Annotated in this window: 19 protein-coding genes and 1 pseudogene; 10 read left to right on the top strand and 10 right to left on the bottom strand. The window is 59.8% G+C overall.

The window, feature by feature from the left end:
* The first annotated feature begins 638 nt into the window (after positions 1-638).
* A complete protein-coding gene (locus K9B32_RS09105) occupies positions 639-1,307 on the top strand; it encodes a response regulator (protein WP_224561613.1) in 669 nt (222 codons plus the stop codon).
* A gap of 15 nt (positions 1,308-1,322) precedes the next feature.
* Here K9B32_RS09105 and K9B32_RS09100 read toward each other — a convergent pair whose 3' ends face one another.
* Positions 1,323-2,225: a DMT family transporter gene (locus K9B32_RS09100; RefSeq protein WP_224561612.1), complete on the bottom strand. Its 903-nt coding sequence runs from the start codon at positions 2,223-2,225 to the stop codon at positions 1,323-1,325.
* Between the two features lie 250 nt (positions 2,226-2,475).
* Here K9B32_RS09100 and K9B32_RS09095 point away from each other — a divergent pair, with 250 nt between their 5' ends.
* On the top strand, positions 2,476-3,432 hold the full coding sequence (locus K9B32_RS09095; protein WP_224561611.1) for a sterol desaturase family protein: 957 nt from the start codon (positions 2,476-2,478) through the stop codon (positions 3,430-3,432).
* A 102-nt stretch (positions 3,433-3,534) separates the two neighbouring features.
* On the opposite strand, the gene K9B32_RS09090 is transcribed toward K9B32_RS09095, so the two are convergent.
* On the bottom strand, positions 3,535-4,305 hold the full coding sequence (locus K9B32_RS09090) for a response regulator transcription factor (protein ID WP_224561610.1): 771 nt from the start codon (positions 4,303-4,305) through the stop codon (positions 3,535-3,537).
* Positions 4,306-4,996: 691 nt separating this feature from the next.
* On the opposite strand from K9B32_RS09090, the gene K9B32_RS09085 reads away from it, so the two are divergent.
* On the top strand, positions 4,997-5,809 hold the full coding sequence (locus K9B32_RS09085; RefSeq protein ID WP_224561609.1) for a TIM barrel protein: 813 nt from the start codon (positions 4,997-4,999) through the stop codon (positions 5,807-5,809).
* A gap of 18 nt (positions 5,810-5,827) precedes the next feature.
* Here the strand turns inward: K9B32_RS09085 and cobM are convergent, their stop codons facing one another.
* On the bottom strand, positions 5,828-6,589 hold the full coding sequence (gene cobM / locus K9B32_RS09080) for a precorrin-4 C(11)-methyltransferase (RefSeq protein ID WP_224561608.1): 762 nt from the start codon (positions 6,587-6,589) through the stop codon (positions 5,828-5,830).
* 10 nt (positions 6,590-6,599) lie between these two features.
* Positions 6,600-7,832, bottom strand: coding sequence for a precorrin-6y C5,15-methyltransferase (decarboxylating) subunit CbiE (cbiE, locus tag K9B32_RS09075; protein ID WP_224561607.1), 1,233 nt, complete (start codon positions 7,830-7,832; stop codon positions 6,600-6,602).
* Here cbiE and K9B32_RS09070 point away from each other — a divergent pair.
* Positions 7,831-8,601 carry a cobalt-precorrin-6A reductase gene (locus tag K9B32_RS09070; protein ID WP_224561606.1) on the top strand — a complete coding sequence of 257 codons (771 nt, stop codon included), beginning with the start codon at positions 7,831-7,833 and terminating at the stop codon, positions 8,599-8,601. The two genes, cbiE and K9B32_RS09070, sit on opposite strands and share 2 nt — an antisense overlap.
* Here the strand turns inward: K9B32_RS09070 and K9B32_RS09065 are convergent.
* The 5 genes from K9B32_RS09065 to cobF form a co-directional block, all read right to left on the bottom strand.
* Positions 8,565-9,329 (bottom strand): precorrin-3B C(17)-methyltransferase, encoded by a 765-nt coding sequence (locus K9B32_RS09065; protein WP_224561605.1) that lies wholly within the window; start codon positions 9,327-9,329, stop codon positions 8,565-8,567. The genes K9B32_RS09070 and K9B32_RS09065 overlap by 37 nt on opposite strands.
* On the bottom strand, positions 9,326-10,057 hold the full coding sequence (locus K9B32_RS09060) for a precorrin-2 C(20)-methyltransferase (protein WP_224561604.1): 732 nt from the start codon (positions 10,055-10,057) through the stop codon (positions 9,326-9,328). Before K9B32_RS09060 ends, K9B32_RS09065 begins: the two co-directional genes overlap by 4 nt.
* On the bottom strand, positions 10,054-10,686 hold the full coding sequence (locus tag K9B32_RS09055) for a precorrin-8X methylmutase (RefSeq protein ID WP_224561603.1): 633 nt from the start codon (positions 10,684-10,686) through the stop codon (positions 10,054-10,056). The genes K9B32_RS09060 and K9B32_RS09055 overlap by 4 nt, the downstream gene beginning before the upstream one ends.
* A gap of 2 nt (positions 10,687-10,688) precedes the next feature.
* Positions 10,689-12,053, bottom strand: coding sequence for a precorrin-3B synthase (gene cobG / locus K9B32_RS09050; protein ID WP_224561602.1), 1,365 nt, complete (start codon positions 12,051-12,053; stop codon positions 10,689-10,691).
* A 66-nt stretch (positions 12,054-12,119) separates the two neighbouring features.
* Positions 12,120-12,887: a precorrin-6A synthase (deacetylating) gene (gene cobF, locus K9B32_RS09045; RefSeq protein ID WP_224561601.1), complete on the bottom strand. Its 768-nt coding sequence runs from the start codon at positions 12,885-12,887 to the stop codon at positions 12,120-12,122.
* A 200-nt stretch (positions 12,888-13,087) separates the two neighbouring features.
* On the opposite strand from cobF, the gene repA reads away from it, so the two are divergent.
* The 6 genes from repA to nhaA all read left to right on the top strand — a co-directional run bounded on the left by repA (position 13,088) and on the right by nhaA (position 18,879).
* The gene (gene repA / locus K9B32_RS09040; protein WP_224561600.1) at positions 13,088-14,284 is read left to right on the top strand and encodes a plasmid partitioning protein RepA; all 1,197 of its coding nucleotides are present in this window, start codon (positions 13,088-13,090) and stop codon (positions 14,282-14,284) included.
* Entirely contained in the window at positions 14,281-15,264 is a 984-nt protein-coding gene (gene repB / locus K9B32_RS09035; protein ID WP_224561599.1) for a plasmid partitioning protein RepB, read from the top strand. The genes repA and repB overlap by 4 nt, the downstream gene beginning before the upstream one ends.
* Before the next feature lie 168 nt (positions 15,265-15,432).
* Positions 15,433-16,566 (top strand): RHE_PE00001 family protein, encoded by a 1,134-nt coding sequence (locus K9B32_RS09030; RefSeq protein ID WP_224561598.1) that lies wholly within the window; start codon positions 15,433-15,435, stop codon positions 16,564-16,566.
* 328 nt (positions 16,567-16,894) lie between these two features.
* Positions 16,895-17,155: a DUF1403 family protein gene (locus tag K9B32_RS09025; RefSeq protein ID WP_411969690.1), complete on the top strand. Its 261-nt coding sequence runs from the start codon at positions 16,895-16,897 to the stop codon at positions 17,153-17,155.
* Positions 17,156-17,293 (top strand): hypothetical protein, encoded by a 138-nt coding sequence (locus K9B32_RS29090; RefSeq protein ID WP_411969689.1) that lies wholly within the window; start codon positions 17,156-17,158, stop codon positions 17,291-17,293.
* A 383-nt stretch (positions 17,294-17,676) separates the two neighbouring features.
* Positions 17,677-18,879, top strand: coding sequence for a Na+/H+ antiporter NhaA (nhaA, locus tag K9B32_RS09015; RefSeq protein WP_224561597.1), 1,203 nt, complete (start codon positions 17,677-17,679; stop codon positions 18,877-18,879).
* Between the two features lie 209 nt (positions 18,880-19,088).
* Here the strand turns inward: nhaA and K9B32_RS09010 are convergent.
* Positions 19,089-20,608: pseudogene (locus K9B32_RS09010) on the bottom strand (amino acid permease).
* Positions 20,609-20,691: the final 83 nt, after the last annotated feature.

Raw genomic sequence — 20,691 nt, 5'->3', positions numbered from 1 at the left:
GGACAACAAACTCATCCCCGGAATGCCCGTCGAAGTCTTCGTCCAAACCGCAGAACGAACCGCACTCTCATACCTCCTCAAACCATTCTCAGACCAGATGATGAAGGCATTCAGGGAGGAGTAGCAAGGGGACTGGAGCGGCATTGACATCAGGTCGGCAACGACTGCCGACACAGCAACCGCGCTGGATGACAGAGTATTTCAAGTTCAATTGCAGGCTGTTGTCTGCCGCGCCACGTATTGCAATCATATATACCTCTATCGTTGTAGGATTGGGATGGATGTTAACCATTTTTTAACACGGCGGCGGGTGCTATTATTGGAGGTCTCCAAGATATTAAGGAGTGCTGGTTTATTCTCGAGACAGTGCCGTTTGACCCTTGCTCAAAATGAGCGCCTTGCCGGTTGTCTCCGCTAGCTCGCGCCCACACTTTCGGCCTTCTCATGCCGATTCAGCTATTCCTGACCGGACGACGAAAGTATTGGAGGGAGGGGTGGCGCGATTTTACTACTGATACGAAAATTGTAGTGAAAGAGACATTATCCTATCGTAGACTGCTTTAACTATCACTTAAGTATTATCTTCAAAAACAAGTGATTGTGCGCTAGGGTAGTACTTAAAATGAGAGGGGAGCGGCATGGCGATTTCAGTAGCGTTCGTCGATGATCATCCAATACTACTCGAAGGGTTGGTCAGTCTCTACTCAAACAAGGAAGATCTGGCGATTGTCGGCAAAGGGGAAAATGCGGTTGACGCATTGAAGCTTGTCGAGGAACTCGACCCTGATGTGATCGTGGTCGACCTGAGCATGCCTGGCGACGCGCTTTCCGCGATCGAGATCATACTGCAGCGCTATCAGCGTACCCGCATCATCGTGTTTACTGCCAGCTCCAGTATCGAGTCGGCGATCCAGGTCTTGGGTCTGGGTGTTTCCGGTTACGTGTTGAAGGGTAGCACCGCCTCTGATTTGCATGAGGCTATCCGCACGGTCTATGCCGGCAATACCTTCATCACACCCGGCTTCGCCACCAAGGTAATCATGTCGATGAAGACCGAGGCGCTACGTCGAAAGACACAGGTACATCTCCGGTTGAGCGCCCGCGAAGAGCAGATCGTCGGCTACTTGATGCGCGGCAGCACGAACCGGGAGATTGCGAGCTGTCTCGACATCAGCGAAAAGACGGTGAAGCACTACATGACCGTCCTGATGCAGAAGCTCGACGCTCGAAACCGGCTCGAAGTCGTGCTGGCCGCTCAGAAGCTGAGCGTGGCGCACGAGGTCGGTATGCAGAAGGCTTACAATTGACGGCGTGGCCGGCGCCTACGTAGACAGCCGGGTGGCGCAGAGCATCTGCCGACGCTCCCACCATATAAGCGTGAGGCTGGAGGCTACGATCAGCCCGGCACCTGCCACGACATTGACCGTCGGGACTTCCGACCAGATGAGATAGCCGTAAAGAAACGCCCAGACGAGGCCGCTATATTCCATCGGCGCAAGCGTCGAGGCAGGTGCATGGCGGAAACCCTCGTAGAGCAGATACTGGCCGGCTGCAGCCACGAAGCCGAGACCGATCATAAGCATCCAGCCGAAAAGATCCGGCGTTTTCCACAACCACGGCAGCGTGGCGCCGCTGGCGACAACGAAGAGAAAGCTTGTTGCCATCATCTGGTTCGGGGTGCTTTCGGTGCGGCTGACGAGGCGAACAAGCACGGTGCTCCACGCCCAGCAGAAACCGGCGAAGATGACCATCCCAGCGGGCACAAGGCTTGGTGCTTCGGCAGGATTGGCGGCGAGCAGCACGCCGACGAAGCCGCCTATGCATGCGAACCATCGCATCGGCCCGACGTTCTCCTTGAGGACGAGGATCGATAGCAGGACCACCATGATAGGCGCTGAGAAATACATCGTGGTGATCTCGGCGAGGCCGAGGTGGCGTGCAGCAGAATAGTAGGCCATCCATGCCGCAAGCATGAGCCCTGCGCGCAACAGCAGGGACCTCCGGTGCGGGCTTTTGAATATTGAAGGATGCCGCAGCCGCTGAACCATGATGCCGGCGATAACCACAATCATGATGCTGCGCATGAAGAGGATTTGCGGAACCGCGTAATCGGCCACCAGCCACTTCACCACGGCGTCCTGGATAGCAAATAGCGAATAGCCGGCGCAAGCAAGCGCAATTCCGACGAGGGGGCTCGCGGTGTGGTCATGGGATCGTTGGAGCATTGGCCTGTGGCGGGTTACATCTTATGGATGATGCCTATCAAGAAGCCGGCCGCGTGACAATCGCAAGAAATCAACACGGCAAAGTTGCCGTCGGGCGGCCAGCAGGCGTTTTCGACGTATCCGGCTGGTCCGCGCCTGTGCGTTGCTTCAAGGGTGTGGCCTTATGACAGATCGTCGCTTCGGGCCTTGCCTGACGGTCACAAGTCCGGTGTATCATGAGACGACTGAGGCAAGGTAGAGGGTGCGCGTGATGAATGAGGGCAAGTCGGCACTTTACATGGCGACGTCGTGGGCATTGTGGCCAGCGCTCTTCGCGGCGGGATTGAGCGGGGCCGGCTGGGCTTTTCATACAGGCGCGCCGCTGTTGTGGTTCAACGTCGTCTATCTGTCGATCGTCGCGGCGATCGCAGGCTTCGAGCGGCTGATGCCCTATGAGCAGGAATGGCTGAAGCATGATGGCGAAACTTTCAACGACATCGCACATACGCTCCTGAACAAGGGTGGCGTACAACTTGCCGCGGCCATTGGAGCGTCCGCCCCAATGGCGATTGCCACAGTCGTGCAGCCAGCGGTCAGGTCGCCGACGGCGATATGGCCGGACCACTGGCCGCTTGCCTTCCAGGTCGCGCTGGGTTTGGTCATCGCCGAATTCGGTCTCTATGTCGCGCACCGCGCTGCGCACGAGATCCTTTCGTTGTGGCGGTTTCATGCCCTGCATCACAGCGTCGAGCGCCTGTGGGTTGTCAATACCGGCCGCTTTCACGTCGTCGATTCGCTCTTCAAGATCGCGCTCAGCCAAATTCCGCTCTACATCTTGGGGGCGCCCCTCCCCGTCTTCCTTTGGATCAGCGCGGTGACAGCTTTCATCGGCCTTCTCACCCACTGCAACATGGATGTCAGGACAGGTCCGCTCGACCGGATTTTCAGCACCCCGCGCTTGCACCGCTGGCATCATTCGAAGGTGCTTGCCGAGGGAAACACCAACTACGGCGAGAATCTCGTTTTGTGGGATCAGATATTCGGGACGTATTTCAATCCGCCTCGAAGACCGCCGGCTGAGATCGGGATCAGTGGACGGATTGCCGAGGGCTTCGTTGCCCAGCTCGTTCAACCGTTTTCGGCAAGAGGGTTCAGACAGATACTAGGACGTCGCCACAAGCCGCAGCTGACCGTCACGCCCCACAAGGAACACACGGCGTATGAGTAAGACCTGGCACCGTTTTGCGACTCTCTTTACGACAGATACAGCCGCGCAACCGAAGAAGCGCGCAGACAACCGTCGCGCGCCTCCTGCCTTAATCTTCCATATTTACTGGAACATGTCGTTGAGCTTGTAGGCAACTTCCGTGCGGTTGGTCGCCTTCAGCTTTTTCATGATATTTCGGATATGAACTTTGACCGTGCTTTCGCGCAGGTTGAGTTCATAGGCGATGATCTTGTTGGCCTTGCCTTTGCGAAGCGCTTGCACGACCTCGGCTTGCCGCATCGTAAACAGGCGCGATAGTTCATTCGGCCGCTGCTGGTTCCGGTCGACTGTGGCCGCTGCACCAGGGCAGAAGGCACCACTTGCGAGAATGAAGGTCCCGCCTGCGATCGCCAGGGAAATTGCCTCGACGCAGACCTCGATCCCTACAGAGGTTGGAATGAAACCGCGAGCGCCGCATTGAAGGACCTTCAACGTCTGGTTCAGGTCGTCACCATCCGCCAAAATGATAACCGGCGCTGGCGCGACTTCCGACGTTATGTGCGTAATCTCATCGCACAGAGTGGCGTCATCCATCCTGCGACCGGCGATGTTGAGCAGGACCGCACCAACAGGCTGGTCCTTGTCTTTTTCTTCGCGCCACTCTCTGATTGAGCCAACGGTCAGGGCGTCCATGCGCAGACCATTCGCCTGCAGCGTTGTTGCAAGGCATTGACGTTCAAGTGTTCTGGCGTCGATGATCAGCACACAGCGATCATCGTCTTGCACCCCGTCAATATGCTCGAAGTCCGCTTTCGCCCTCGATGTCACCGCCTCATGCCGAAGCCTATTCAGTGGTATCCGTCCGCTTTCAAATTCCGAAGGTACGTAATTCATACTAGCCTCATACCCCTAGAGTTCCGGAGAATAGTCGTGCGTAATGAATGCAATACTTTGCGACGACCCCGGAACGATTTGATGATCCCCTTTAGTATGCCTCCAAAGTAGAAGTACTGCGTATGTCCAATCACAAGTCTGCTGATCGGATGGTTTCTACTTTATTAAGAAGCTACATACATGGATGCTAATAAGCAATACAAAAATATTTCAGACGGTTAATGCTGAGGGTTAGAGTATATAAAAATATGCTTTCTTTTCGTAAAACTCGGAATGTATTTTCTCAGCATCGAAAGTACATCGGCATGCAGCGGGTGGTATTGATCTTGGAAGGAATAAAATTCCTTACAGATGTTATTGAAATAAAGTTCCTTCGATTAAGATACCCTTGTCGGGCGCATTTAATTTTAGTTGTAGCTGTGAGTTGTGCCGGTTTCAGCCGCTGATATTTGGGCTGCAGTTACTGTCGTGGCAGTCCCGCTATAGACGTTCCCGTCAAGTGTTCACTGTGCTGCCTGTGGAGTGCGTTCAGTCTCATCGTGTGAGGTCATTACATCATCGGGGGTGATTTTCTCTCAAGGATGAAAGTGGGGATTTATGCAAAAACGTGGATCGCATCGGGAAGTCGGGTAGAGAAACCGAGGCAAGAGCACCCTCCCGGGATGTTCAAGGCTTAAGGAGGAGCCCGGAAATGTCATCGCTTCGTTTTGCCCTCAACCACATGGCGGCGCCGTCGCTGCCGATTGAAGATTTCTTTGCGTTGACCACGTCGCTTGGCATCGATGCAGTCGAGATACGCAATGATCTCACGGGCAATGCGATCCTCGATGGAACCACGCCGGAGGTGATCGCGCAGGCGGCACGACAACACGAGTTGACCATTATCTCGATCAATGCGCTGCAGCGCTTCAATGAATGGAACGCTGCGCGCGCCGAGGAAGCGCAGGCGTTGATCAGCTTTGCGAAGGCGTGCGGCGCCAAGGCGCTCGTTCTTGTTCCCAAGAACGACGGCACCGGCCGTGCCGATGGCGAGCGTCAGGAGAATCTGCGCCAGTCGCTGGCGGCACTGAAGCCGATGCTCGAGGCCGCCGGGATCATAGGGCTTGTGGAGCCGCTGGGTTTCGAGATCTGTTCCCTACGGTCAAAGGCGGAGGCCGCGGCGGCGATCGATGCCCTGTCGGCCCGATCGACGTTCAAGCTGGTCCATGACACGTTCCATCATCATCTTGCCGGCGAAGGACAGCTCTTTTCCGACCTGACCGGGCTGGTTCATATCTCTGGTGTCAGCGACCCTGCGGTTTCGATCGCAGATATGCGCGATCCCCACCGCGTGCTGGTGGCGGCAGATGATCGTCTGGACAATGCCGGGCAGATGCGTGCACTCATAGAGGCGGGTTATGCCGGACCGTTCTCCTTCGAGCCGTTCGCTGCCGAGGTGCACCATCTCAAGGATCCGGCAAAGGCGTTGCGGGCGAGCATGGACTACCTTTCGGCGCAGGTCTGAGCCGCGCAGCCCCTCCCCCTACGCTTTGCCACGAAAGCGTCGCTGGTATGCGGCGTCGTAGAGCGAACTCTCACGAAAATCGCTGGCCGAAAGTGACGGGCCGACGAAGATGATCGCCGTTCGCTCTATCGGCTCAGCGCTCAGCTTTGCCTCGATGTCGCCAAGCGTCCCCCGGATGATCCGTTCATCCGGGCAGGACGCCTTGGCGACGATCGCGACGGGGCAGTCGGCGCCGTAGAGCGGCGTCAGTTCCGCGACAACCTGCTCGAGCGCATGTATCGCAAGGTGGATGGCCAATGTTGAGCCGGTCGCGCCAAATCGCGCCAATGTTTCGTCGTTCGGCATCGGCGACGCACGACCCGAAACGCGTGTCAGCACCAGGCTTTGCGCGACGGCTGGAATCGTCAGTTCCCGGCCAAGGGCGGCGGCTGCCGCAGCAAAGGCGGGCACGCCGGGCGTCATCGTATAGTCGATGTTGTGCTTTTCGAGCCGGCGGATTTGCTCGGCAACGGCGCTCCAAACGGAAAGATCGCCCGAATGCAATCGCGCAACGTCATCGCCGGCTGCGGCGGCCCGCAAGTACTCAGCCTCGATCTCGTCCAGCGACATCGGTGCCGTATCGATGATGCGCGCGTCGGGCGGGCAGTATTGCAGTAGTTCAGGGGACACGATCGAGCCCGCATAGAGACAGACTGGGCAGTTGGCGATGAGGTTACGCCCGCGCACCGTAATCAGGTCCGCCGCACCCGGCCCCGCGCCGATGAAATGCACTGTCGTCATCTGCTTTGTCTCACTTCTTTCCATAGCGCCACTGCGTGACTGGCATGGCTTGACGCCAACCGTTCATGCTGCCGAGGGGTGCTGCGCGTGCGATCTCAATACGTGTCAGCGTGCCGCCGTACTGCCGATGCAGCGAAAGCAGCATTGCCTCCATCTCAAGCGTCACGGCGTTGGCAACCAGACGCCCTCCCCTCTTCAGGGCTTCCAGCGCTGTCTCGAGCACGCCTGCCTCGCTGCCGCCACCGCCGACGAAGATCGCGTCGGGTTCCGGCAGGTTCGCAAGCGCCTCGGGGGCGGTTCCCTCCACGATCGCAAGGCCGGGGACGCCGAAGGCAAGCGCATTTCTTGCGATGCGCGCGGCCCGCTCGCTCGATTGCTCGATGGCGATCGCCCGCAGCGATGGGTCGGCCAGCATCCATTCGATGCCGATCGACCCGGAGCCGGCACCGATGTCCCAGAGCAGTTCGCCATGGCGCGGTGCCAACGCGGCAAGCGTGATTGCACGGACGTCCTGCTTGGTGATCTGGCCATCGTGTTCGAAAAGGGCGTCATCGAGCCCCGGTGTGAAGACAATCGTCCGCGCCCCCTGCCCTGCCACGACCTCGATCGCACAGACGTTCAGCGGGTCAATCTCCGCAAGGTCAAAGCGATCGGCGCGCGCGTGACGCTGCCGCTCGCGCTCCCCACCAAGCGCCTCAAGAACGTGCAATTCGGATTGGCCGAAGCCGCAGACGCGGAGAAGCTCCGCGAGCTGGCCTGGCGTCTCGCCGTCCGACGTCAATGCGATGATCCGCCTGCCGTGATGCAGGTGCGGTCGGATCATATCCAACGGGCGGCCGTGTAGCGAAACACTGGCCACCTCTTGCAGTGGCCAGCCGAGCCGCGAGGCAGCCAGGCTGAAAGAGGATGGCGCCGGGATGACATGCATTTCCTCGGCGCCGATGCGTCGCGATAGCGTCGCGCCAACGCCATAAAGAAACGGATCGCCCGAGCCGAGGACGACGACCGGCAAGCCACGGTGTGCAACGACCGCCTCAACGGACTTCTCGAAGGGGCTTTCCCAGGTCAGCCTCTTGCCGGTGATGATCGCTGCCGCCAGCTCATGATGCCGTCTTCCGCCAAAGACGACGGACGCGGCAGCGATCAATCGCTTTGCCTCGTCACCTAGCCCGGCTGGACCATCTTCGCCGATGCCGATAATAGTCAGCCAGCGTTGGCTGGGAGCGGAAGGCATATCAGACATGGGCAAAATCCGGATCCTGATGCTGGGAGGCACCGGTGAAGCGCGCTCCCTCGCCCAATCGCTCACGAACACCGGCCGGTACGATGTCTTGCTCTCGCTCGCTGGCAGAACGGAAAAACCGTGCGATCAACCGGTTCCTGTTCGCATCGGCGGTTTTGGTGGCGTCGACGGACTGGCTGCTTTTCTGCGCAATGGTAGCTTCGACCTCCTGATCGATGCAACGCATCCCTTTGCAGCTCGCATCTCCAGAAACGCAAGCGAGGCCTCGGCGGCGATTGGCATTCCCGCATTCGCGCTGCGCCGGCCAGAATGGGTGGCTGAACCGGGTGATCGGTGGACGCATGTTGCGACCATCACAGAAGCCATTGAGAGGCTTGGCCCCTCCCCTCGCCGGGTCTTCCTGGCGATCGGTCGCCAGGAAGCGCATCGCGCCGAAGTCGCGCCTCAGCATTTTTACCTCGTGCGAAGCGTCGATCCTGTCGAGCCGCCGCTTGTCCTTCCCGACGTTCAGCTTGTCCTCGATCGCGGCCCTTACGATGTCGAAAGCGAAATTTCGCTGCTTCGCAGTCATCGCATCGACGCCTTGGTGACCAAGAACAGCGGTGGCTCGGCGACTTATGCCAAGATCGAGGCGGCGCGCCGGCTCGGTATCGAGGTGATCATGGTCGTGCGCGTGCCAGCCGCTGCCATGCAGACGGTCACCACGATCGAAGCGATGCTGGCGGCGATCGATCACCTGTTTTCCCCTGCGATGAACCGCGGCGTGTAGACAAGGTCCGGCTTGCCGTCTCGGGCGATCACCTTCGTCTCAGGCGAGCCAATGATGACGCAGGTTGCCATATCCGCGGTCGCAGCGTCGGCTTCAGCAAGTGGCTGGATCGTGATGCGTTCGTCGGGACGTCCCGCAGCCCTGCCGAAAATCACTGGCGTTGTTGCGGGCAACGCTAAGCGCAGCAGTTCGAACGCCTTGCCCAATTGCCAGGGCCGTGCCTTGCTGATCGGGTTGTAGAGCGCGATGACGAAGCCCGCCTGCGCGGCCATTGAAAGTCTATTCTCTATTATATTCCAAGGCTTTAGGTTATCAGAGAGTGATATTGCGCAGAAATCGTGGCCGAGAGGCGCCCCGATGCGGGCGGCGACCGCAAGCATGGCGGTAATCCCCGGGAGCACGACCAGATCAACCGCGCGCCATTCTTCCGGACCGCTATCGATGGCTTCGCAAACGGCCGCTGCCATGGCAAAGACACCCGGGTCGCCGCCGGAAACGACGCAGACGGTCGCGCCGGTTGCTGCGGCGTGCAGAGCGGCCGCTGCTCGATCCAACTCCTCCCGGTTGTCGGATGCCTGCCGCCGCTGATCGGATCTGAGGTTCAGCCGGTCGAGATAGGGTCCGTATCCATAGAACTCCGTTGCCTGGGAAACGGCGTCGGCAGCTTCCGGTGTCATCTGATCCGGATTGCCCGGGCCCGTCCCGATCACGAAGAGCTTCCCGGTCATCGGGCGGCCTCCCAACCGGGCACGAGCACCAGCGAAAAGTACGGCGCATCACCATCCGGCCTGTCGGCAAGTTTCGTCATCGCCGCATTAACCATTGTGCCCCGCTCCACATAGACGGCATCGGCGAGCCGGCCGGATGCCTCGAGCGCGCGGCGGATCTTCGGAAGGTTGCGTCCCACCTTCATGATCACAGCGGCCTGCGTATCCGATAGTCTGCGCTGCAGCTCGGCCTCGGCCATCGTTCCCGGCAGTACGGAGAGGACGTCATCTCCCTGGACGATTGGAAGGCCGGCGAGCGACCAGCATCCTGACATCGCGGTGATCCCGGGAATGACTTCGGTCGGATAGCGGTTTGCCAGGCGTACATGCAGATGCATGTAGGAGCCGTAAAACAGGGGGTCGCCCTCGCTCAGCACGGCGACGATGCGACCGTTTTCCAAGTACCTGGCCACTGCGGCCGCTGATTGATCGTAAAAGGCAGTAATCTGACGCTGGTAGGCCTCGTCCCCTTTTTCGATCTCGGTCGTCACCGGATAGTAGAGCGGTAGGAGCGTTTTTTCTGCGTTCAACAGATGTTCGACGATCGCCTTGCCGTTACCGCCCCTGCCCTGCTTGGCAAAATACGCAACAACATGTGCTGCCTCGATCGCCTTGACAGCCTTGACGGTCAGGAGCTCCGGGTCGCCGGGGCCAGTGCCGACGCCGATAAGACGGCCAGAATTCTTCATAGTCCAGCTCTCGCCAAAGCGTTTAGGGCGGCTGCCGTCATCGCGCTGCCACCGAGGCGGCCACGCACAATCGAAAACGGTACGCCGTAGGAGTTTTCCGCCAAGGCATCCTTTGATTCCGCTGCGCCGACGAAACCGACCGGCATGCCGATGATCGCTGCCGGTTTCGGGGCGCCGTCTCGAAGCAGTTCAAGCAGATGGAACAGGGCTGTCGGGGCATTGCCGATGGCGACGACGCTGCCTGCGATCCGCTCCAGCCAAAGGTGGAGCGCTGCTGCCGAGCGCGTGTTGCCGGTCTGCTTTGCCAGCTCCGCCGTGCGCGGATCGTGCAAGGTGCAGAGCACGTCGTTGCGGGCCGGCAAGCGCGCACGGGTGACACCGTGTGCCACCATTTCCGCGTCACAAAAGATCGGTGCTCCGTCGTGCAGGGCAGCACGCGCGGCGCTGACGAAGCCGGGCGAGAACACGAAATGCTCGGCCGCTTCAACGAGCCCGCATGCGTGGATCATACGCACGGCAATATCGGCTTCCTCAACAGAAAACCGTGAAAGGTCAGCTTCGCTGCGAATGATCGCAAAGGATCGCTCGTAGATCGCGTCCCCGCTGTGAATGTAGTCGTAGTCAGGCATTCCTATCCCTGTCGCAGCGCCCTTATGGCGTCCTGTTTGCCGACCCGTCTAAGGCATGCGGCAGCCGATTCGCCAGCTTGTCTCTCGTCATTGATGAGGCGAGCGAGTTTCTCTATAGCGGAATCGATGTCGCCGCTAGCAATCTGTGCACCGGGAATATCCGACGCTACGCCGTCCAGTATGAGATGGTAACCATCTTCGGCACCGACAACGCAAAGAGCGGGTCGCGGATGGGCACAACCCTTGGTGCAGCCGGAGAGGTGAACAACCATCGAGCCGTCCAGTAATTCGGGAGCGATCGTGACCAACCTCTCGGCGCGAACCTTGGTCTGAAAACGGCCTGAAGCGCAGGCACCGGCGCCGGCACACGCAGCGATATGCATCGCCGGATCATCGATGTCGGCAGACAGAGCGTACCGGGATGCCATTTGCGCAATGGTTGCGGCTGACGGAGAAGAAAGCCCAGCCAAAAAAAAGACGCGCTTAGGGCTTGGCCTGACTTGCGTTGCGCCGAGCGCTTCGGCGGCGCCAAGGAATGCGACAAGCTCGCTAGCGTGCATTTGGCCGAAGCGAGGCCTCAGGCCGAGAACCGCGGAACCGTCGGACAGGGTGAGGCTGCCTACTCGAGGACCTTCGAACTCCGGTGTGCTTGCGAGCGTCATCGCCGCCATGGAAGGGAAGACCGACAGCAGGCGCTCACGCTCGATATCACGGCACCGCTTGTGACGACCAAGCGAAGCAAGCAGATGAAGCAGGTCTCCCACCGCCCGAACTGCCGCATCGGCGTTTCCCGTCAGCAATGGCAGGGCCGTTCGCTCGTTGCCGTCGATAGCAACCCGCCAGACGCCAGCGGAAACCGCGGTCATACGAATGTCACCGGTGACCGCAGCCAGGCCGCACGTGCCGCCGCCGTCGATCAGGATTGACAGCTTCGGCGCAAGCAAGGGCGAAAGAAGCTCCGCAGCGAGTTCTTCGCGCAGCAGCGCTTCGATCTCGGCTGGCTTCCCGATCTCGTCAGGCGCGATGCCATGCAGCGGCGAGAGCTCGATCACGGGGCCGGCGGGAACCGAGATACCGGCGGTGTCGAGATCTGCGGCGAGCGGTTGGACGGACTCCGGTCGGAGGCCGCGGATTTGAAGGCTGCCGCGCGCCGTGATCTCGAGGATCCCGTTTCCGTGTCGTTGCGCGGCCTCGGCCAACTGGATGAATTGCTGGATGGAAAGAATGCCGCCGGTGGGCCGCAGCCGTGCCAGGAGACCGTCACCGGTTTGCATCGGCTCAGCGAGCGTTGGGCAGGCGCCACGGCGCATCCAGGCCGAGGGGGCCTCTTCCCGACTGTTGCGCGCCGTCTGTTCGCCAAATGCCATCGTCGCCAGTTCCTTCGATCACGTCCTTACATGATCGGCGCGATCATCGCAAAACCATGATCCATGTCAAAGATCGTCGAAATCATGCCCCTTGCGCAGCAGATAGATGTCCATGATCCAGCCGTGACGCGCCCGCGCTTCAGCCCGCAGTGCGACGATCTCGTCAGCAACGTCCGCCAATCGGCCGGCGCGTGTGATCTCGTCCGGGGTTCCGAGGTAGGCGCCCCAGAAGATCTCCGCGTCGGGGTCATCGATCTTTGAAAAGGCGAGTTCGCCATCGAGCATGACGACCGTGCTCTCGGCCCGATTGCCTTGCTCGACAAGACGCCGACCCGTGGTGATTTCAAGCGGTTTTCCAACAAGGTTGATCGCAATACGGTGGCTTGCGGCAAGCGCCTGGACACTTGTAATGCCGGGAATGACACTGAATTCGAAGACGATAGGACTGGCTTGCCGGGCACGCTCGAGAACGCGAATGGTGCTGTCATAGAGGCTGGGGTCGCCCCAGATCAGGAAGGCACCCGTACCGGCTTCTGGCAGGCCCTCGATGAGCCTGACATAGGTCTCGGCAATGGCGGCATGCCAGGCATCCACGCTTTCGACATAGGTCCGGTCGGCTGTGGTGCGCTTGGGCACCGCAAATTCGATGATCTCAGTCTTGTTGTTCGTGACGTAGCGGTTGCAGATTTCTCGTCGGACAGCTGCAAGTCCGTCCTTTTCAGCACCTTTAGTCGGAATGAAGATCGCATCCACGGCATTCATCGCGTTGATCGCCTGGACGGTCAAATGTTCGGGATTTCCCGTCCCGATGCCGATGATGTGAATGTGTCGCACGCCTTTTCCTCTTCAGTTCTGGTCGCTTCTGGCGCAGTCAACCCGTCTCCGCAAGTGCCCAGAGCGAAGTTGGCCGCGGCCAACTTCGCGAATGTCTGCCAGCCATGGCTGTTGTTGTCGCGATTCGCGAATCATGGCATCTTCGATACGCTTTTTAGCGCGATGTTGATAGAAAAGCGCATTGATAGGGATCGGGTGTTTTGGACAACATTAGCGTATCGACGACGGACGTGCGCATCGAGCGGCACGCCAACCAACTTTCACGTCAGCTGAAGCTTCTTCGAGAGAAGCTCTTTCCGCCACTGTCACAGAAGACATTGCGGACTTTCACATCCGGGGAGGCCGCGCAGATGATCGGCGTATCCGACGGATATCTGCGCCAGCTCTCGCTCGACGGCAAGGGGCCGCAGCCGGAGGTTTCCCTCAATGGCCGGCGTTCCTATACGCTCGGTCAGATCAACGAGTTGCGGCACCATATGGCGCGGATCAAGCCGAAGGATGCGCTGTCTTATCTTCCTTGGCGGCGGCCAGGCGAAAAGCTGCAGACGGTTGCGGTGACGAATTTCAAGGGCGGTTCGGCAAAGACCACGACCACCCTTTATCTCGCTCAATATCTGGCGCTGAACGGCTACCGTGTGCTGGCAATCGATCTCGATCCTCAGGCATCTCTGTCGTCCATGCTTGGAGTCCAGCCGGAGTTCGATTTGGCTGACGGTGATACGCTCTACGGCGCGATCCGCTATGACTCGAGCCGCCGCTCGCTGAAGGACGTGGTGCGCAAGACCTACTTCGACGGGCTCGACCTCGTGCCAGGAAATCTCGAATTGATGGAGTTCGAGCACGAGACGCCGCGCGCGCTCGGTGATCGCCAGCGGACCGGGGAGGTGTTCTTCCGGCGTGTCGGCGTTGCCATTTCAGAGGTCGAGGCCAACTACGATGTCGTTGTCATCGATTGCCCGCCGCAACTTGGTTATCTGACGCTCGGCGCCGTCTGTGCGGCAACGTCGCTTCTGATCACCATCCACCCGCAGATGGTCGACGTTGCGTCGATGTCGCAGTTTTTGTTGATGACATCGGATCTGCTGTCCGTCGTGCGCAAGGCCGGGGGCGACCTGCAACATGACTTCATCAAATACGTGGTCACGCGCCACGAACCGTTCGATGCCCCGCAGTCGCAGATCGTGGCATTGCTGCGCAACCTTTTCAGCGACGATGTGCTGACGGCGACCATCCTAAAGTCCACGGCGATCGCCGATGCCGGGCTGACGAAGCAGTCGCTCTACGAGATCGAGAGAGGGCAGGTCCGGCGTTCGACCTATGACCGAGCATTGGAGTCGGTGAACGCGGCGAACGGTGAAGTGCTGGCGGGAATTCACAAAGCATGGGGCCGGACATGAGCAGACGCGATCGACTGAAGGGGCTTTTCGACGATACTGCGCAGGAGTTGGCCGCGGCCAACCCGGACGATGAAACGCCGCTGCGCGGCCCCGCGGGTCCGGTTCGTTCGATGGCGCTGACGCTCGGGCGCATGGAAGAAGAGAGTAGGGCGATGCAGGAGGCGCTGCTCTCCGGCGAGCGCGTCGTTGAGCTCGATCCGGACCTTGTCGACATGTCCTTTGTCAGGGATCGACTAGCCGAGTTGCCGCAGGATCTTGCGGACGAACTGGTGAGGTCGATCGAGGAGAATGGACAGGAGGTCCCTATTCTCGTTCGGCAGCATCCCGAGAACGCTACGCGCTATCAAGTCGTCTATGGGCACCGGCGGCTTCAGGCGTTGCGGCTGCTTGGGCGTAAGGTGCAAGCGATCATCCGGACACTTGACGATGTCGACGTCGTCATCGCGCAAGGCATCGAGAATTCCGCAAGGCGCAACCTGTCCTATATTGAACGTGCTGTCTTTGCCTTCAATCTCGAGTGCAAAGGCTTCGAGCGACCCGTCATCATGAAGGCGCTTTCGACCGACAAGACGGAATTGTCGAAACTGATCTCGGTTGCCAAGAGCATACCGATGGATGTGATCATGGCGATAGGTGCCGCGCCGGCCGCTGGACGGCGCAAATGGCTTGCGCTCGCGCAAGGCTGGACCAATGCGACGGCGTCCCGCCTGCGGGGCCTGCTTGGCTCGGCACAGTTCGCTGCTCAAGACAGCGATCGGCGCTTTGAGCTCGTCGTCACCGAACTGGCAAGGAAGCCGGACCGGCAGGCGGTGACCGAGTACGAATGGTCCCCGAAGCAATCGGGTAAGATCAAAGGCCGCATCCGAAGCGCCGGCGATTCTTTCACCCTCGCGCTGAAGACGGGGGATGCGGCGGACTTTGGCGACTACATCTCGCGCCGCCTCGACGAACTCTACGATGCGTTCAAGAGTGGAAAATAGCCTCCGAAGTCGGCACGGATACTGACCCTGCCAATCAACGCCGCATCTCCAGCATTTAGAGGGAATTTTTGCTGTCCGGCGGTTTGAATGCGCAGATCAATCATGCCATACATGACGGAAGTTAAGCGTGGTTTGGGTTCCGTTGCAGGGAAATCAAAATAACTAACAATGCGCTATGAAATCGACAGTCCGTTGCTGGTCAGCTTGTTGCCGACGATTGTCGAGGCCGAAGATGGCTTGGCGAGGCTGGATGAGCGGGCGGCACGTGCAGCGGTCGCAGAAGGCTTTGCCGAGCGCAGGCATTTTTTCGATGCCGTCGGTGCCCTCTGGGTCGCTGGTGAGTTGATCCACGTCGAGGACCTCGTCCTGCATGACGCCCATATGGATACGCGCACGCCAAGCCACGAACTGACGATTGCCCATTCGATCCTGCGCGTGCGACGTCGCATCTGGACGGCAGCGCCGGACTGGGCGCTCGGTCCCTCGGGACTGTCGGCCCTGGCCGGCGGCATAGAAGGGGAGGGGGCAGCCCTCGAGATCAAGAGCGCAAGGTTCCTGGCCGAGGAGGATGTGGACAGTGCGACGGATAGCCTTCTCTCCGCTGAACTGGCCGAGATCGATGCGATCCTGGAGAGATCGCAGCGACTATTGGATAGTCATAGCCGTTTCGGCGCTTCCGAACTGAGTGACACGTCCGACCGCACTCGTGAAAAGCGGAACGACGATCCCCTCGGCTTGTTCGATGATGAGGAATGGGACGAGCCGGCGCGTCTTCGCGCATGGCGTAAAACTGTCGTCATCGCCGATGGCTTACCCGCGACGCTTGGCGCAGCTCTGATATTTGATGCCTGGGAGAGGATCGAACCTCTGCGCCGGCAGCATTGGCTCGGAGGTCTCCTCGTTGCCGGCTATCTGCGCGCACGCGGCAAGGTCACGTCCCACCTTTTTGCCTTCTATGCCGGCCTCAAGACAATACGCCACGAGCGACGGCGTGCGCGTGACCGGCTGACGCGGCTGCAGGCGTTTCTCGAGGCAATGGTAGAGAGCGCTGCCGCGGGCCTGAAGGAAATGGACCGTCTTTCGCTGGCGCGCACGCAGATGGAAATCCGCTTCAGGGATCGTCGCTCGAACAGCAGCCTGCCGCAGCTTGCGGACTTCGTTCTGTCGCGGCCGATGGTCTCCTCGGCAATGGTGGCCCGCGAGCTGCGGGTGACGAGCCGCGGCGCGCTCAATCTGCTGAATGACATTGGCATCCGCGAAATCACCGGGCGAGGGCGTTACCGCGCCTGGGGTATCATCTGATAGGAGGTCAAAACGAAAGCGGCCGGGTGTGGCTTTTAGTTCCCAATTTCAATTGAGCCATAAGCTGAAATTTCAGCGTCGGGTTTTGATCTAACGGTTTCACGCCGGGCAGGAGGGGCGTCTCCAATGTCGGGATGCTTTGGGGAGATAGACGCGAAAGCGTCGTGCCGACGACTCGCCTGCGGGTTCGCGCTGCCGCCGGATCTCGATGTCCCCTCGAGTTTGAGGGTTCGTCGGCGGGGCCGGAGAAGGACAAGTTGGCGCAGTCCTATGCGCCGCGAGGATTTAGACTTCATCAAAGAAGTTAAGCTAACCTCCTCGAAATTTTATGGAAAACGATAGTGGCTTGGCAAGTGCGCCGGCGCATCTGCCCGGCTGGGCACTGCCGCGCGGCAGGAGCCCCAGTGAGGCGGACGCTGCTTTTGCTGCCGGCATTGCCTTGAAATCACTCGACGATCTGGTGGGCAGCGACCCCGTCTGGGCCGGCTGCTGGCGCGCGCGTCAGGCGCTGACATGCGCCGCGGCCGCCGTGCGCTTGCTGGGCCGCGGCGAGGACGCTTGTCGCGGGCGGTGCAACTGGCCCGATTAAGTGCTCTGGTTTTGCCATGTCGTCGCCTTCGACGTGATCGTCCGCGATGACGCCGTCGTCGAGGAGGCGTTTGATGGTCATGCTGTGGATGCCATCAAGACTATGTCCATCGTGAAGGCCGGAAGCGCCGGGCGCTGAGAGAGAAGCGCGTGCCCGAGGTCTTTGAGCACGTCTTGAGGACGTATTCGTAGAGCTTTTTGTCAGCCACGCTGCCGTTTGCACCGTCAACGAGGCTGCGATAGACGTGCTCGCGTTTCTCACCGTGCCAATCTCTCTCCATTTTGATCGGGCGACCTTCCTAAATCGAATTGTCACAATCAACCGCAGCTTGGAGAAATCGCCGCCCCGCAATAGGAGAAACCCCATTGGCGATCGGCTGCAACTTGGCCTGATCACGTCGATTTCAGTGGCACGCTTGCGGTCGATGAACTACCTTGCGCGGGATGGCGTGTGCTGCGTGCGCCGCGGGATTCCCGAAATTGACGGAGACTTCGATCAACTCTCACAAGGAGCGTGACCCTATGTCTTTGTCGCACCGCCCGATCGGCCAGGGCCTCATTCATTCCACCTTCCGACGGTTTCTCGACAGCGAGACGTCTGCAGGCATGCTGCTCATGATCGTCGCTTTGCTGGCCATCGTGACCGCCAATTCGCCGCTGGCATCCGTATATTTCGCGACGCTGCACCTTTCCATTGGACCAATGAGCCTGCAGCACTGGATCAACGATGCGCTAATGGCGCTTTTCTTCCTGCTCGTTGGTCTGGAAATCAAGCGTGAGGTGTTGGATGGCCAGCTTTCAAGCTGGTCGCGCCGCATCCTGCCGGGTGCCGCGGCCGTCGGCGGCATGGTCGTTCCCGCCTTGATCTACGGCGCTTTCAATCAGGGCGATTTCACCGCAGCCCATGGTTGGGCGATCCCGACAGCGACCGACATCGCCTTTGCGCTTGGCGTCCTTTCTTTGGCTGGACCGCGTGTTCCGGTGACCCTCAAGGTTTTTCTCGCAGCCCTTGCCATCATCGACGACCTCGGGGCGGTCGTGATCATTGCGCTGTTTTACGCCAGCGACATGAACTATTGGGCACTTGGTGGCGCGGCGGCCGTATTCTTTACCTTAATTGCAATGAATCGAGCCGGGGTCAGTCGCCTCGCTCCCTATCTGGTCCTGGGTGCTGCCCTTTGGAACCTGGTTTTCCTGTCGGGCATCCATGCGACGATCGCAGGCGTTCTTCTGGCGCTGACCATCCCCCTGAAACTGACGCGCGGAACGCCCGAGGCGCCACACGCAGAGTCACCCCTACATCGGCTGGAACATAGCCTTCAGGTTCCGGTTGCCTTCCTGATCGTGCCTCTGTTTGGCTTTGCCAACGCCGGGGTTTCCTTGGCCGAGGTCACGCTCGCCTCGCTGTCAGAGCCCGTCACGCTCGGTGTCGGATTCGGATTGGCAGCCGGGAAGCTTATCGGTGTCCTCGGCGCTGTCGTGTTGATGGTACGTGCCGGATACGCAAAGTTGCCCGGCGCCGCGAGCTGGCCGCAAATGCTGGGCATCGCGCTTTTGTGCGGCATCGGTTTCACCATGAGCCTTTTCGTCGGGCAACTCGCCTTCGAAGACCCGGCGATACAGGATCGGGCCAAGCTTGGCATCCTGATCGGCTCGTCCGTTTCCGGCGTTGCAGGTTATCTTATGCTTCGGTTCTCGTCGCGCCGAACAGGCATACCCATATGAGAAGGGACGAACTCGACCTTGGAGTTTCGACGGCATGAACCGGTATCTCCCAACTGTTCTCGCGATCTGCGCGATCGCCGCCATATGCCTGATGTTGGCAGGCGTTGTCGTGATCGGGCATACTGTGGTGCACCCGCCGATCTGACCGGGAAGTCGCAGCGCTTCATAGCCGCCGCGATGCTTTCGAAGCGCTGGTCGCGGCCACAGGGTTAGCGGTTGCGATCCATCGATGCCGCACCTTCACGCTGCTTGACCGCAAACTCCTCCTCCGGCGAATAGACCAGCGTCTTGCGGCCATAAGCGGCGAAGTACAGGATCGCGAGCGCATACCAGATTGCCACACCGATGATGCCTCGCTGATAGAGCGGATCGGTGAGCTGGAAGAAAATCGTCACCAAAGCAATCACGACAGTGAGCACCGCACCTGGCACGCCGAACGGGCTTCGGTACGGCCGATCAATGTTCGGAAAGGCACGTCGGAGCTGGATGAACGTCAGCCCCTGCAACAGGTAGGAGAACATCGCCCCGAACACGGCCATGTTCAAGAGTACACCGCCGATGAAGGAGCCCGCCTGCTCGCCGCCCTGAGTGAACCACACAGCCAGCATCACGAGGAAGCCGACGAGTGAACCGGCAATCAATGCCGTGTTCGGAGTCTTGTACTCGCCATGGGTCACTGACAGGAAATGCGGGAAGTAGCCGGCGCGCGACAGCGAATAGATCTGCCGGCCGAAGGCGAAGATGATGGCATGGAGGCTGGCGACCAGTCCGGCGACGGCAAACAGCGCGAGAATCTTTGCCCAACCCGTTCCATAGATGGCACGGAAGCCGTCGAGGATTGGTTCGCCCGAAGAACCGAGCTTGAACGCGCCGTTCGGAATGGCCGGATTGATGATTAGCACCAGGAATCCGGTTGCAATCAGCGTGAACATGCCGAGCATGATGCCCCGAGGCATGTCGCGCCTCGGGTCCACCGATTCTTCGGCCGCGAGCGGCAGTTGCTCGATGGCCAGGAACAGCCAGACGGCGAAGGGCATCGAGGCCAGAACGCCATAGACGCCAAATGGCAGGAACGGTCCGCCTCCGTCCGGAAGCTCGACGGCTGTATCGGTCGCCGGATCGGCGCCGATGTTCATTGCATATCTGCCGAAGTCGATGAACGGAATAGCACTTACGAAGAAGAAGGCGAGGATGGCAAGGGCGATCAGCGTGACGATCACCGTCACGTTAAATGAGAGCTCCACCCCGCGTACGTTCAGGCCCACGAAAACGATGTAGCCGATAAGCCACCAGATAGGTTGGAAGCTTTGAGGGGTTTCGAAAATTCCAGTCAAATAGGAACCGATGAAGAACACCACAACCGCAGGCGTCAGCACATATTCAATGTTTTCCGCAACACCGGTGATGAAGCCCCCCACGGCCCGAAGGCCGTCCGCGCGAAGGAATAGGCGCCACCGGTGTGCGGCAGTGCCGGGCTCATTTCGGCGATCGAGTAGGTGAGGCCAAGATACATGATGGTGATCAGAACCGTGCCGATGAACATGCCACCCCAACCGCCGACGGCAAAGCCGAGATTCCAGCCGGAAAAGTCACCGGAGATAACGGCGCCGACGCCCAAAGCCCAAAGCGAGAAGACACCAGCGTGACGCCTCAATCCGCGGGCGTCGAAATACTCCTGACCGGGTATGTGGTAGATCACTCCGCCTTCATGCTTGCTATCATTGGCCATCGCTGTTGCCTCCCGATCCGATCTCCCGCGGCATTCGGCCATCGTCCGGCCAAAGCCGCTCGCGCACGACGCTCAAGTCTGGA

It is taken from the genome of Rhizobium sp. 3T7, assembly GCF_020166565.1.
In the GTDB taxonomy this organism is placed as follows: Bacteria; Pseudomonadota; Alphaproteobacteria; order Rhizobiales; family Rhizobiaceae; genus Rhizobium.
This window is presented reverse-complemented; position numbering and strand designations above follow the sequence as displayed.